A 13,725-nucleotide genomic window follows, 5' to 3' on the forward strand; every position below is an offset into this window, starting at 1 on the left:
TCATGTCTTCGGAACGTGAGCTTTTCGTGTTAGCTAATCCTCCAAATCAAAACCATTTGGGGGTTATTTTTATGTTTAAATCAAAATGGGTGATTCCAGCAACATTATCAGCAGCTTTAGTCGTTTCAGCTGTACCAGCAACGGCTTTACAAGCAGAAGCAAAAGTACCAACAGTTAAAAAAGTTGATGTAGCGAATACATTACAAGCAACATCGAACTATTATTATTCATTACCAGATGTATCAACACCAACTTACCAAAGTTCAGATGCAGTACTTAATTTTGCGCGTTCAAATTACGCTGTAAGTAAAGATTACTACACAACATTCTATAAAGATGTTGAACGTGAATTAAAGAAGCAAAAAGGTCAATTTAATAGCTCGCCAGGCGCATTATCAAAAATAATTTTAGCGATTACTGCCATCGGTAAAGATCCGAAAAATGTGGCGGGTTATAACTTAATTAACTTATTAGGTGATAAATTAGTAGCAGGTAAAGCAGCGAAAAGTTTATACATCACAGATTATTTATATGTATTACGTGCTTTAGAAGCGAAAGATTATAGCTTCCCAGCAGGTACAAAATACGCTGATTTCTCACGTAAATCAATGGTGGATTATTTAGTAAGTACACAATTTGAAAATGGTGGCTTCTCTTGGGCTGAAGACGTTGAAAATGGCGTGAGTGTCGACATGACTGCAATGGTGTTAAGCGCACTTGCGAACTATGATTCAGACCCAGCCGTTAAAGCGTCAATTCGTAAAGGTTTAGACTATATGTCAAGCCAATTAACGGATGTTGCAGGTTACAGTCCATGGGGCGGTAATAGTGTCGATTCACAAGCACAAGTGGTCATCGCTCTAACAGAGAATGGCATTAATCCAAAAACAGCACGTTCATTTATTAAAAATGGTCAATGGGCTGTGTCAAATATGTTATTAAACTTTGATGCAACAACAGGTGGTTTTAAAATAACACCAGATCAAAAAAGTCCACAACTATTTGCAACAACAAGTGCAATGTTAGGTCTTGTTGCGTATGATCGTTATGCATCAGATAAAAATACATTCTTTGATTTAGCAGACGCAAAAGCTTCTTCTTTAAAGTATGATACAACTGCACCAAAATCATTAAGTGTTACAAAAGTGGCGAACACAACAAAAACAATTTCAGGTACGACAGAACCATATGCAACGGTTACAATCTATAATGGTTCGAAAAAATTAGCAGCAGTTCAAGCAGATGCAAAAGGTAAATTCTCATATCCAGTAAAAACTGCGTTCAAGGCCAATGCGACAGTAAAATTCTATGTAACCGACTTAGCTAGTAATAAGAGCAAAGCCATTACACAAAAAGTGGCTGATCGTTTAACACCTGCAACACCAAAAGTAAGTAAACTTGTAAAAGGCGCTAAAAAAGTAACCGGATCAACAACAAAAGGTGCAACAGTATATGCGAAAATTGGAAACAAAACATATAAAGCAACTGCCAGCACAAAAACAGGTTCTTTCTCAATTAAAGTGCCAACATTAAAAGAAAAAACAAAAGTAAAAGTGTATGCGAAAAAATCAAATTACACAAGTAAATCCGTTACAGTTGCAGTAAAAAGCAAATAAGATTTACACATAGCGAATAAGGGTTGCTCTAAGATGTAAATCTTGGAACAGCCCTATTGCTATCTTAAAAGGAGGGACAACATGAAAAGTAAAATTATACTATTTGCGCTATCTGCAACCTTACTTTTAACAGGCTGTAAAGTGCAAACCGCACAGCAATATGAAAATGAGCAAGAGGAAGAAGCGAAAAAAGTCGTTGTTCTAAATGACGAAGAACAGAAAAAAGTAAAAGAAAAAACAAAAGAAACGGCGCAAGATGATAAAGGTTCTGTAACGAAAGAAGTGGCTACTACATCTGAAAACGACACGACAACGTCAACGAATTCGTCCATTTCTACAGTAGAGAAACCAACATCGACACCATCTCAAACACAAAAAACAGAGGCAAAAAAGGAAACAATAACATCTAATAAGACCTCTAAAGAACAACCAACAAAAACAGAAAAACCAGTCAAAAAAGACGAACCGAAAAAAGAAACGACGGTAACGAAAAAACCAGAGACAACGACTTCTACACCGAAGCCATCGACACCAAAACCGTCAACACCTGAAAAACCTATAGAAAAACCAGTGAAAAAAGAGTATGCAACGATTACAATTGGCATGCGTACATTACTAAATCCTGATCATTATGAGCTATTACCGAAAAACCTACAAAGTGAACAATATGTACCAGCAAGTGGCGTACTACTAAATAACGCAAAAATTGAAATTAAAGAAGGCGATACAGCTTGGGATGCCATTTCAAAACTACGTTCAAAATACGGTATTTATATTAATTACGAAAAAAATCCAATGTACGGTATTTATATTATCGGGATTAATCATATAAACGAAAAACAAGCAGGTTCATTAAGTGGCTGGATGTATACAGTTAACGGTGTAAAAGCACCTGTTGGCGTAGGTAATTATCAACTTGAAGATGGTGACCGCATTGAGTTGCAATATACAACTAATGGTGGAACGGACTTAGGGTGGTAGTTAGATGAAATCACTTCATGATTTTCACCCGCTCGTTATTTTCAGTTACTTTTTCGCTGTTATTGGTTTAACAATGTTTTATATGCATCCTATTCTTCTTATAATTAGTTTTACGGGTGCAACTGTCACAAGCTTTCTTTTATTAAAGAAAAGTTTTTTGAAATCGATTAAATGGCTGCTTCCATTCATGTTGGTAGCAGCTATTTTAAACCCTTTACTCATTCATGAAGGCGAAACAGCGATTCTCTATATCAATGAACAACCGATTACAGTCGAAGCTATTGTTTATGGATTTGCTGCTTCTGTCATGTTAATCGCCATTATCTTTTGGTTTAGTGCATTTAATGCAGTCATGACATCTGATAAATTTTTATATTTATTTACGAAAATATCCCCTGCTGTGGCATTACTGATCTCATTAACGATGCGCCTCGTTCCTTTATTTGGTCATCAAATTAAGAAGATTATGTATGCGCAGCGTGCGATTGGCATGGACCCTAGTTCAGGTTCGGTTTGGCATCGTATTAAAGCTGGAACTCGTATTTTATCCATCCTTATCTCTTGGGCTTTAGAAAGTGCAATTGAAACAGCCGATTCGATGAAAGCACGCGGCTACGGATTAAAGGGGCGCTCAACTTTTTCATTATTTCGCTTTGATCGATTAGATGGATTTGCACTCAGCGGTATTTTTATTTTATTTATCATTCAATTACTATGTAGCTATTTCGGTTGGAATGAATTCTACTACTATCCAACGTTCTCACCAATCGTTTGGAATGGTCCGATGATTTTCATGACCATTAGTTATGGTATACTCGTGTCACTACCTATTTTTATTGAAGTACTGGAGGCATTCAAATGGCGCTCATTGAAATCAATCAATTAATGTTTAGTTATCCACTTGCAACAAAACCAACTTTAAAAAACATCTCTCTTGAAATTGAAGCAGGTGAATTCGTCGTATTATGCGGAACATCAGGATGTGGTAAGAGTACATTATTAAAGCATTTAAAACGTGAATTAACGCCACATGGTCAAACGTCTGGAACGATTCATTTCAATGGTGTCGCTTTACAAGACTTGCCTCAGCGTGAAGCAGCCAGTCAAATTGGTTATGTACTTCAAAAACCTGAACTACAAATTGTAACGGATAAAGTATGGCATGAATTGAGCTTTGGTCTTGAAAATCTCGGTTACGATTCCATGACAATCCGTCGTCGCGTTGCTGAAATGGCAAGCTTCTTTGGTATTCAAACATGGTTCCGAAAAAATACAACAGACTTATCAGGTGGGCAAAAACAATTGCTCAATTTAGCGAGTATTATGGTGATGCAACCACAACTACTGATTCTAGATGAACCTACATCACAACTTGACCCAATTGCAGCGAGTGAATTTATCGCAACACTTCAAAAGCTTAATAAAGAACTCGGTCTAACAATTGTACTGGTTGAACATCGATTAGAGGAAGTATATCCGATTGCAGACCGTGTCATTATTTTAGATGCAGGTGAAATTATTGCAAATGATACACCGATTAAAGCGGCGACACGTTTACGTCATGTTGATGCACATCATCCGATGTTACTAGGTTTGCCAACGCCACTTCGTGTACATCATGCACTTAAGCAATCAGATGAAACACCTTTAACGATTCGTGACGGACGCACATGGCTTGAAAAGCATTACGAAAAAGACCATAAGCAAATTCAAGAAGCAGAGCCTTCTGGAGAAGTCGTACTAGATGTGCAAGATTTATGGTTTCGCTATGACCGTCATGCAGAAGATTTAATTCGAGGATTGAATTTCCAGCTCCATCAAGGTGAATTTCTAAGTATTGTTGGTGGAAACGGGACGGGTAAATCCACAACACTCGGCTTAATTACAGGGCTACTAAAGCCACATCGAGGAAAAGTAACGATTTTTAATAAACTGCTTAAAAAATATGCGAAAAAAGAATTGTATCAAGGTATGATTTCGATGCTGCCACAAGACCCTACAACATTACTGGTCGAAAAAGAAGTCCAACTTGAACTCGCCATGATGTCAAAAGATCAAACAGCTATTGATCGCGTAATTAACTTACTTCAAATTCGCCATCTACTTGCTCAACATCCATATGATTTAAGCGGTGGGGAGCAGCAAAAAGTCGCACTTGGAAAAGTACTACTTAAAAATCCAAAAATCTTAGTACTAGATGAGCCAACGAAGGGGCTAGACGGTGAATCTAAACAAGTATTAGCTCGTATTCTACATGACTTACAAAGTCAAGGGACATCGATTTTAATGGTGACGCATGATGTCGAATTCTCCGCTGAACATGCAACGTCTTGTGCGATGTTCTTTGATGGTGAGATTGTCGCAAAAGGGACACCGGCAGCCTTTTATAGTGGCAATCACTTCTATACAACAGCGACAAATCGTATGTGTCGTCAATTATTTGAAGATGTTGTAACGACAGAGCAGTTAATTGCACGTTGCCAATCTCAACAAGAGGTGATGACACATGTCTAAAAAGGTGATTTCACTCATTATCTTTTTTGTGATTATTCCCATTGGGATTTTAATTGGAGCGACTTTATTAGAAGATGGAAAATACAATTTAATCTCCATGTTTGTCATGGTATTTGCTTGTATTCCTTTCTTTTTATCATTTGAAAGACGAAAACCCGATGCGAGAGAAGTATTAATTATCGCAGTGATGTCGGCAATTACGGTGGCAGGACGTGCAGCATTCGCCTTTATCCCAGCATTTAAACCGATGACAGCGCTTGTGGCGATTACAGGCTTTAAACTTGGTCCAGAAGCTGGTTTTCTAACGGGTGCTGTATCTGCTGTTACGTCGAATATCTTATTCGGTCAAGGTCCGTGGACACCTTTCCAAATGTTCACGCTCGGTATTCTCGGCTACATTGCTGGATTACTCGGCAAAACGAAATGGATGGAATCAAAAATCTCATTACTATTTTACGGGATTTTCTCAGGTATCATGTATTCGATGCTCATGGATATTTGGACGGTTTTATCGCTTGGTAACGGCTTTAGTTGGATTGTCTATGGTTCTAAAATCATCACAGCGATTCCATTTACTATTACGTATATGATTTCGAATGTCATCTTCCTGTGGTTACTTACAAAACCAATTGGTGACAAGCTAGAGCGGCTAAAAATTAAATACGGGGTCATGCAGACGACTTAATTTGAAAGAGTAGCGTAGTAATCGCTGCTCTTTTTCAATTTTCAGAACAACTATTGAATACAGGACTTCATTTTTCATATAATGGAGTAACAACACTTTAAAGGAGGGTTTGGTATGAAAAGGTTATTATTGGCGGCAAGTTGTTGTCTAGGTCTCATTGCAACATCTTTCATAAGTGCTTCCGCAGAAGAAGTCATCATCTCTACACCACATCAAGATGTACATGATATGAAGCAGCAGTTACCGAAAAACGCTGAGATATTGCCAGATTTACAACTCATCTTAACGGACCTTACAGTAGCTGAACAGCGTACTTTTCACCAAGCTTTCCCAGATAGTACGATTGAAAAAAATACAGCTGTCACATTATTAAATGAACAGACTAAACCAACGTGGAATTTATCGCTTCTACGTATTCCTGTCATACCTGCATCACTTTATACAGGGAAAAATGTGAAAGTAGCTGTTATTGATACCGGTGTAGCGACAATACCGAGTTTGCAACACGCCATTAAGCAACAACTCGTATTTGCACCAGACGATCCGAATACGACTGTGAATGAAGCGGATACGATTGACCGCGGTCATAACGGTTTAGGACATGGTACACTCGTTACGTCGATTATTGCTGCTAAGCCGCACCTACTTAATCGATTTTCGCAAGGGATTGCACCCGATGTTCAAATATATGCTTTAAAATATGCAGATGGCACAAAAAGAGGCTCTGCTTTTGATATTGTACGTGCGATTCAGTGGTCGATTAATCATCAAATCGATTTCATTAATTTATCTTCTGGACTTCCGAATGATTTAGCAGCACTTCACCAAGTCATTCAAAAGGCAAATAAGGCAGGTATCTTAATGATCGCTTCTACAGGCAATGATGGTTACTATGAAAAGGTTCGTTATCCAGCAAGTTATAACGAAGTGGTCAGTGTTGGGGCGATTAATCGTTATCAAGATATTAGTAGTTTTTCAAACCATCAAGGACGGGTTGATTTTTTAGCACCTGGTGAAGATGTACCAGCGATTAACCGTTCTGGTACAGTGAGTTATGTAACGGGTACGTCGTTTGCAGCACCGCATATTACAGGGTTACTTGCTTTATTAAAAGAACGTTATCCATATAGTTCAAATACGCAGCTTGTTCAAAAGTTAAAACAGATGCAAAAAGAGAAGCCCTATCCGATTTTAGCGATAAAAGCTCCTATACCATTAGATAAAACGCCCGTCATCTCAACAAGAAAAGTGACGGATCATGAAGCTTCTTTTTCACTAACAAATCGTAAAAAAGAAGACGTTATCGTATTACAAAATGAACGCGTGATTCAGCGCAGTAAAGCTAATAAATTAACCTTAAAAAACCTTCCTGCAAATAAAAAGCTAACTTTTTCATTCCGTTTTGTAAATGCTTACGGAGATTTTTCGGAAGTGGTCACGACAACAATTCGAACAAAAAAAGATATCACAAAACCACGAGCTCCAAAACAGCTAACGGCTGATTTACTACCAACAGGACAAGTAAAATTAACGTGGAAGCAGTCGAGTAGTAAGGATTTTTTTAAAAATATTCTTTATATGAACGGAAAACGTATCAAAGAAACGCGTGAAGCGCAAGTTATTATACCGAAACTTAAAAAGAAAAAAGTCTATGTATTTGAAGTGAAGGCAGTCGATCAGGCTGGAAATGTCTCTAAATCGACTACGGTCAGAGTCATACGTTATCGTTAAAACATGGTAAACTAAAAGAAAAAAGGAGGTTTCTAAACTGTGAAAGAGAAAACATTTCAAGATGCAGTAGGGTTTAGTGTAAAAGATACGATTGCATTATTCTGGCTACATGAAACCTCAACACAACCATTCTATGCAGCCGAATTATATGAACAGTTCGTCGATCAGTTCCCAGGTCGCAGAGTAGGTTATGAATATGTGGCACGTGTTGCAAAGCAATTAGAAGGCGAGGGTGCTCTTTCTTCGTTCACAAAAGGCAGAAAAGTGTACTATGAAGCGACGACACTTGGAAAAGAGCGTCTTTTACGTTATCAGCAAATTTACTATGAACGATTCCACGAGATTGTTTTAATATTAGATCGCTTTTATTATGCATTGACGAAAAACGGAGAGAAGCCACCGAAGCCAGATCATCCACTACCGGAAGAATTTCGAGCTTATTTTTCAAAACTGATTTCGGTGAAAGACATTGTGCGCTATGTTACCTTTAAACTTGCACAAACGAGAAGCAGTTTTTCAATGGCAGATGTTGCAAAGCAGATTGAAGACCTTTTCGGTTGGGGTCCTTCCAATAGCTATCTTTATACCGTTTCATGGGAATTAGAAGAAAAAGGCTATTTAATCGGTTCATGGCCAGATGAAAAAAGAACACGACGTGTCTTGCGCGGTACCGATGAAGCAAATGAATTTTTTGAAGTTATTGCACGTGATTTAACAGATCAAATTCGAATGAATCGTCGCTTTTTACATTACATGCTACAGTTTTTCCAAAAAAAGAAAGAATAATAAATTGAATTATACGACGATTCGTCATATAATGAGTGCAACACGTTGAGAAGGAGTAGTACATTCAATGTTACTTTTCAAGAGAGCTAACGGTTGGTGGAAGTTAGTAAAGTGCATGAATCGAATGGACCTTTGAGTGGTGCCTTGAACATGAAAGTAGAGACATCCGGCGGCAACCGTTACTTGCGAGAGGTGACATAGGTCACAACTGAGGTGGTACCGCGGATTGATTTCGTCCTCCATGAAGATTTTTTCTTCGTGGGGGACTTTTTATATGTTGAGGAAAAATGAGCTGAGTTGAGAGGAGTTTTTCACATGACAGAACAGACCGTATTACACAAGCAGTTAGAGTTAGAAGCAGATATGCTGACACCTATTTCGATTTATCATGCATTAGAGGGGAAGCAAAAAATTCTATTTGAATCTTCTGCAAAACATGAAGAGAGTGGTCGTTACTCTTTTATTGCTGCTTCACCTGTTGCAACATTGGTTGCGAAAAATCAGATTCTTACGTATAAAAAGGGCGATGTATGTATTGAATTGAATTCACTGCACCCTTTTGAAGAATTAAAAAAATTCCTTCCCTATGTAAAAGGGGACTATCCGTTTTCTTTTTATGGTGGAGCGATTGGCTACATCGGGTATGAAACTGCTTTTTATCATGAACAGATTGGTGATGTATTAGTTGATCCAATCGATATGCCCGATATGCATTTACTATTTTTTGATACATTTGTTGTAATGGATCATGTTAAACAGACATTAACGATTGCGACCATTGATTTATTTCAAGAAGGTTTAACAGAAGCGATTTTAGATGAACGAATTGAACGGATCCAAAAGCAATTAACGAAACCACTTCAACCTTTTTTAGAACAAGTGGATGCGCTTCAATTTATACCGAGTATGACACAAGATGCTTATTGCCAGATGGTAGAGGAAGGGAAACGTCATATTGAAGCAGGAGATATTTTTCAAATTGTACTGTCTCAGCGTTTTTCAGCACAGTATGATGGGAACCCGATGGCACTTTATCGTCAACTGCGTACAGCGAATCCATCTCCGTATATGTATTATATTGACTTTGATGGTTATACCGTGCTTGGAACATCTCCAGAAAGCCTTGTAAAGGTTTCAAAGCGTCAGGTGACCACAAACCCAATTGCTGGCACAAGACCGCGTGGAAAGGACGATAAGCAGGATGATGTCATTGCAGAAGGTCTACTTCAGGATGAGAAAGAATTAGCTGAACATCGTATGCTTGTTGATTTGGGTCGTAATGATGTAGGGAGACTATGTGAGATTGGTTCTGTCAGTGTGCCAAAGTACATGGTAATTGAGCGTTATAAATATGTCATGCACCTTGTATCAGAAGTGATAGGAACATTAAGACCAGCTATTCATCCACTAGATGTTGTGGCGAGCTGTTTACCAGCTGGTACGGTATCAGGCGCACCGAAAATTCGTGCCATGCAGCTGATTAATGATTTCGAACATGTAAAAAGAGGCGTGTATGCAGGAGCGATTGGTTATCTTTCGATTTCAGGTGATTTAGATTTAGCACTTGCCATTCGTACGATGGTCGTAAAAGACGGGAAAGCACATGTTCAAGCTGGAGCAGGTGTTGTACATCATTCAAATCCAATCAGTGAATATGAGGAAACATTAAATAAGGCAAAAGCTTTATTGGAGGTGATCTCATGATTCTACTTATTGATAATTACGATTCATTCACATATAACTTATACCAACAAATCGCCTCACTCGGTACGGAAGTAGAAGTTGTACGAAATGATGCCATAACAATCGAAGGGATTCGAGCGCTTCAACCACAAGCAATTGTCCTTTCACCAGGTCCTGGTACACCAGATGAAGCAGGAATCTGCCTTGAGGTCGTTACACAACTTCAAAAAGAGTTTCCCATACTCGGTATTTGCTTAGGGCATCAAACGATTGTGCAGGCTTTTGGTGGGGAAATTATACAAGCAAAAGAAATCATGCATGGACGTATGTCTCCACTCATGCATAAAAAGGAAGGACTATTAATTAACTGTTCTTTTGAAACCGAAGTGATGCGTTATCATTCATTAGTCGCAAATGGTGAAAACTTCCCGCATACATTACTTCATGTAGATGCGGTCACAGAGGACGGGGAGATTATGGCTTGTCACCACCGCTCATTACCGATTTACGGGCTTCAATTCCACCCAGAATCTTATCATACAGATGAAGGGAATCAGATGATTCAAGCTTTTTTAAATACAATTACACAAACCGTATAATAAAAAACAGGGCAAATGCTAGTAGTAGCAGCCCTGTTTTTTTATTATGGAAAATATAATTTACCTACATCTAAACTATTCAGCTCGTTCCACTTAATCCAAGAAAAAGCAAGTTCTTTTCCAACAGGAATATAGAAAGCTTTTGCTTCATTTGTCACTTCGTCTTCTGTACGATTGAATTGTTTCAGTGTTTCTTCATAAAGCGCATCGTCTTCTGTTAATTCTGCTGCGTAAATCTCTTTATAAGCGAGCATCTTTGGTTGTTTACGAATTGCTTCTTCATCAAAGTCTGCGACTGCATGCGCTAAGTGACGTAGTGTATTGGTATCATAATAAATAATGAAGCCACCTACTTTAGGGAGTGCTTCTTTCATTTCATCTGGCAGAGCAACTAACATTTTCTCTGTTTCTTCAGTTAAACCATAATACTCGATTTTCGCAATTTCGATATGTAAGGCTGAAAGATAAGCTGCGACTGCTAATTTCTGATCTTGCATAAGATATGCTACTTTACCAAAAGCGCGATATAGGCGGCTATTTGAGCTATCTAATTGTATTGCTTTGACGTATGTTTCTAATGCTTCCGCATATGCCCCTTGTTTTTTTAATGTTTCTGCTTGCTCTGTATATTTCTCAACAGTTGTCATGTGTACCATCTCCTTTTTATTAGTATATCGAATATACAACACATACGGCATATAGAACAAGTGTTCTTTTTATATAAAAAAAGGCATATTTACTAAAAAAATATCATTGAAGTGCATTATAATCTATTTTTCATACTAATTTAGTAAAATAAAGCATAAAAAAAGTGACTTCTTAACATCGTATGAAACCACTATATGACGCTATCTGTGAAAAACTTCCTTTTTTATGCTATATCCTTTATAATGAAGCATGATATTCCAAAATTTTCAAAAAATAAATTTAAAGGAGCGCTTATGCAAAAATTCTTATTGATTATTGTAGGTTCACTGTTCTTATTTTCCATTTTTTATTTTGTTGCGAATAGCGTTAATCAGGAAGAAATTCATGATATTCAAAAAATTTCCATAGAAGATATTCAAAATCTTCATGTTTATTCCGATATTGCAGATATAGAAGTGGTACCGACGAGTGATTTAAAATTACGCGCGAAGTTAGAGGGTAAGATGAATAGTTCTTTAGCTAAAAAGCTAGCGTACACAGTAGAGAAGCAGGGCGATACTCTAAAAGTAGAAGTTACACATAAAGAGGCGCTTCGTTATGCTTTTTTCAATATCCTACATAGCAAACTGAAGCTAACGATTGCTGTTCCTGAAAAGGAATGGAAAGAACTCTATGTTGAAAACACAGCGAATCAAATGATTGTCGAAGGAATATACGGAAATCATCTACAATTCAAACAGACATCAGGCAATATGAAAGTGCAAGATTTACAGGCACAAAATGTAGAGGTTTCTACAACCTCAGGTGTTATACAAGCACAAAATATCATTTCAGATCAACAGTCTGTTCGCCTTACATCAGGGGATGTATCACTCAAACAAATTGAAACGGATGATTTACGCATGAAGGCAACGTCTGGTACACAACGTCTCGTCGATGTTCAAGCGAAAAAAATGACAGCTGAATTAACATCTGGTGATATCCAAGTGAAGCAACTTTTAGGAGAAGAAGCTACATTAAAGCTAACATCAGGTACAGCCGATTTTACAATGGCTACGCCCCTACAAAAGATGCTCATAAATGGGACGAGTGGTGATGTACGCATTCATTATACAGAACTTGTTCGCGACCTACGTTATACGCATGAAGAAACGTCAGGTGATGTCGTAGTTGATTTAACGAATGGTGAAAACTCAAAGGGTGCGTCAATCGTTGGAGCAGGTCAAAAACAATTAACAACAAAATTCACGTCAGGTACATTTTATGTAAGTGATACGAAAGATGGAGGGAAATAAGATGTTTGTATGGATTATCTTAATGAGTTGTATGCTATTAGTAAGCAGTATTTACTTCATTCGTATAAAAAGAAAACAACGCATGGTTAAACAACGGAATCACGCACAAATTGAAACACGCTTTATGCAACGCAACCGATCAGCTAAAGGCGGAGCATACTAAATATAGCATTTATACAGTTTGGACGAAGCAATTGTCTGGACTGTATTTTTTATTAAAAATGGCATAGGAGATTGTATGCTTTTTATTTCTTTCCTTTTTAGTTTACATAATATAAATTATAGGAAGTTTTGTATCATTAATAAGAATACTTATAATATTGAGATATTTGAGAAAAAAAGAATATGGTTGAATGAATTTTTCAACCATATTCCTTCGTTTGATTTATTTACGTGCTTGAATCAATGCCGATACAATATAATTTTCTAAATCATAATTCGGTTCCCAGTCACGTATGAATTCCTTCGATTCATCTTTTGGTTCAATTCGAATCTCTTTAAACCCTGCATTTCGTAGCAATTCTTCATATGTCTCAATCGATATGGCTCCTGATATGCATCCTGAATATAATTGTAAATCTTCATGGTAACTTTCTGGTAATTCAGCTGTTAAAATCACATCTGAAATGGCTAAATAACCACCTGGTTTTAATACACGATAGGCCTCTTTAAATACTTGTTCTTTCTCTGGTGATAAATTAATAACACAATTTGAAATAATATGATCTGCTGTTTCATTGGCAATCGGTAAATGCTCAATCTCACCTAAACGAAACTCAACATGTGCTAAATTTGCTTTTTGAGCTTGTGCGCGAGCTTTTGCGATCATTTCATGTGTCATATCGACACCGATGACATGACCTGTCTCCCCTACCTTTTTAGCAGCTAAGAAGCAATCAAAACCACCGCCTGAACCCAAGTCGACAACGGTTTCGCCTTCTTTAAATTGTGCAATAGCATGTGGATTCCCACAACTTAATCCCATATTTGCTTCTTTTGGAATTTGATTTAATTCCTCGATAGAATAACCCATTTTTTGAGCTAACTCTTCCGGTGATTGCTGCAAGTTTTCTTCTGGATCACAGCAACTTACTGTATTCGTTGTACAGCAGTCATTATTTTGAGTCGCTACTTTTGCGTAATTCAAGCGAACTGCTGTACGAAATTCATGTGATTTTTTCATTTCT

At 37.5% G+C, this 13,725-nt stretch carries 13 protein-coding genes and 1 other annotated feature; of the genes, 11 read left to right on the forward strand and 2 right to left on the reverse strand.

The features are described from left to right. The first annotated feature begins 71 nt into the window (after positions 1 to 71). The 9 genes from KGI01_RS06325 (at position 72) to KGI01_RS06365 (ending at position 10,595) form a co-directional block, all read left to right on the forward strand. On the forward strand, positions 72 to 1,616 hold the full coding sequence (locus tag KGI01_RS06325) for an Ig-like domain-containing protein (protein ID WP_141273989.1): 1,545 nt from the start codon (positions 72 to 74) through the stop codon (positions 1,614 to 1,616). Positions 1,617 to 1,697: 81 nt separating this feature from the next. Then, positions 1,698 to 2,597, forward strand: coding sequence for a DUF4430 domain-containing protein (locus tag KGI01_RS06330; protein WP_141273990.1), 900 nt, complete (start codon positions 1,698 to 1,700; stop codon positions 2,595 to 2,597). Between the two features lie 4 nt (positions 2,598 to 2,601). Further along, entirely contained in the window at positions 2,602 to 3,483 is an 882-nt protein-coding gene (locus KGI01_RS06335; protein WP_141273991.1) for an energy-coupling factor transporter transmembrane component T, read from the forward strand. After that, positions 3,456 to 5,111, forward strand: coding sequence for an ABC transporter ATP-binding protein (locus tag KGI01_RS06340; protein WP_141273992.1), 1,656 nt, complete (start codon positions 3,456 to 3,458; stop codon positions 5,109 to 5,111). Before KGI01_RS06335 ends, KGI01_RS06340 begins: the two co-directional genes overlap by 28 nt. Beyond that, positions 5,104 to 5,796 carry an ECF transporter S component gene (locus KGI01_RS06345; protein ID WP_141273993.1) on the forward strand — a complete coding sequence of 231 codons (693 nt, stop codon included), beginning with the start codon at positions 5,104 to 5,106 and terminating at the stop codon, positions 5,794 to 5,796. The genes KGI01_RS06340 and KGI01_RS06345 overlap by 8 nt, the downstream gene beginning before the upstream one ends. Before the next feature lie 114 nt (positions 5,797 to 5,910). Continuing rightward, a complete protein-coding gene (locus KGI01_RS06350; RefSeq protein ID WP_141273994.1) occupies positions 5,911 to 7,527 on the forward strand; it encodes a S8 family serine peptidase in 1,617 nt (538 codons plus the stop codon). A gap of 39 nt (positions 7,528 to 7,566) precedes the next feature. Next, positions 7,567 to 8,313, forward strand: a complete 747-nt coding sequence (locus KGI01_RS06355; protein ID WP_141273995.1) for a hypothetical protein — start codon at positions 7,567 to 7,569, stop codon at positions 8,311 to 8,313. A gap of 36 nt (positions 8,314 to 8,349) precedes the next feature. After that, positions 8,350 to 8,556 (forward strand) — a binding site (T-box leader). Between the two features lie 72 nt (positions 8,557 to 8,628). Continuing rightward, on the forward strand, positions 8,629 to 10,017 hold the full coding sequence (gene trpE / locus KGI01_RS06360) for an anthranilate synthase component I (protein WP_141273996.1): 1,389 nt from the start codon (positions 8,629 to 8,631) through the stop codon (positions 10,015 to 10,017). Then, positions 10,014 to 10,595, forward strand: coding sequence for an anthranilate synthase component II (locus KGI01_RS06365; protein ID WP_141273997.1), 582 nt, complete (start codon positions 10,014 to 10,016; stop codon positions 10,593 to 10,595). Before trpE ends, KGI01_RS06365 begins: the two co-directional genes overlap by 4 nt. Positions 10,596 to 10,639: 44 nt before the next feature. Here the strand turns inward: KGI01_RS06365 and KGI01_RS06370 are convergent, their stop codons facing one another. Then, positions 10,640 to 11,242 carry a tetratricopeptide repeat protein gene (locus tag KGI01_RS06370; RefSeq protein ID WP_068453402.1) on the reverse strand — a complete coding sequence of 201 codons (603 nt, stop codon included), beginning with the start codon at positions 11,240 to 11,242 and terminating at the stop codon, positions 10,640 to 10,642. Between the two features lie 294 nt (positions 11,243 to 11,536). Here KGI01_RS06370 and KGI01_RS06375 point away from each other — a divergent pair, with 294 nt between their 5' ends. Together KGI01_RS06375 and KGI01_RS13840 are read left to right on the forward strand one after the other, a co-directional pair. Continuing rightward, a complete protein-coding gene (locus KGI01_RS06375; RefSeq protein ID WP_170214748.1) occupies positions 11,537 to 12,538 on the forward strand; it encodes a DUF4097 family beta strand repeat-containing protein in 1,002 nt (333 codons plus the stop codon). A gap of 1 nt (position 12,539) precedes the next feature. Next, complete coding sequence (locus KGI01_RS13840; protein ID WP_170214749.1) at positions 12,540 to 12,701, forward strand: hypothetical protein; 162 nt, start codon at positions 12,540 to 12,542, stop codon at positions 12,699 to 12,701. A gap of 222 nt (positions 12,702 to 12,923) precedes the next feature. Here the strand turns inward: KGI01_RS13840 and arsM are convergent, their stop codons facing one another. Continuing rightward, a complete protein-coding gene (gene arsM, locus KGI01_RS06380; protein ID WP_141274000.1) occupies positions 12,924 to 13,721 on the reverse strand; it encodes an arsenite methyltransferase in 798 nt (265 codons plus the stop codon). Positions 13,722 to 13,725 lie beyond the last annotated feature (4 nt).

The organism is Kurthia gibsonii (genome assembly GCF_006539985.1).
Taxonomy (GTDB): domain Bacteria; phylum Bacillota; class Bacilli; order Bacillales_A; family Planococcaceae; genus Kurthia; species Kurthia gibsonii.

Bases quoted from the DNA above. Each gene is read 5' to 3' on its own strand.
- KGI01_RS06325 (WP_141273989.1), top strand. From the start codon at position 72: ATGTTTAAATCAAAATGGGTGATTCCAGCAACATTATCAGCAGCTTTA.
- KGI01_RS06330 (WP_141273990.1), top strand. From the start codon at position 1,698: ATGAAAAGTAAAATTATACTATTTGCGCTATCTGCAACCTTACTTTTA.
- KGI01_RS06335 (WP_141273991.1), top strand. From the start codon at position 2,602: ATGAAATCACTTCATGATTTTCACCCGCTCGTTATTTTCAGTTACTTT.
- KGI01_RS06340 (WP_141273992.1), top strand. From the start codon at position 3,456: ATGGCGCTCATTGAAATCAATCAATTAATGTTTAGTTATCCACTTGCA.
- KGI01_RS06345 (WP_141273993.1), top strand. From the start codon at position 5,104: ATGTCTAAAAAGGTGATTTCACTCATTATCTTTTTTGTGATTATTCCC.
- KGI01_RS06350 (WP_141273994.1), top strand. From the start codon at position 5,911: ATGAAAAGGTTATTATTGGCGGCAAGTTGTTGTCTAGGTCTCATTGCA.
- trpE (WP_141273996.1), top strand. From the start codon at position 8,629: ATGACAGAACAGACCGTATTACACAAGCAGTTAGAGTTAGAAGCAGAT.
- KGI01_RS06365 (WP_141273997.1), top strand. From the start codon at position 10,014: ATGATTCTACTTATTGATAATTACGATTCATTCACATATAACTTATAC.
- KGI01_RS06370 (WP_068453402.1), bottom strand. From the start codon at position 11,242: ATGACAACTGTTGAGAAATATACAGAGCAAGCAGAAACATTAAAAAAA.
- KGI01_RS06375 (WP_170214748.1), top strand. From the start codon at position 11,537: ATGCAAAAATTCTTATTGATTATTGTAGGTTCACTGTTCTTATTTTCC.
- KGI01_RS13840 (WP_170214749.1), top strand. From the start codon at position 12,540: ATGTTTGTATGGATTATCTTAATGAGTTGTATGCTATTAGTAAGCAGT.
- arsM (WP_141274000.1), bottom strand. From the start codon at position 13,721: ATGAAAAAATCACATGAATTTCGTACAGCAGTTCGCTTGAATTACGCA.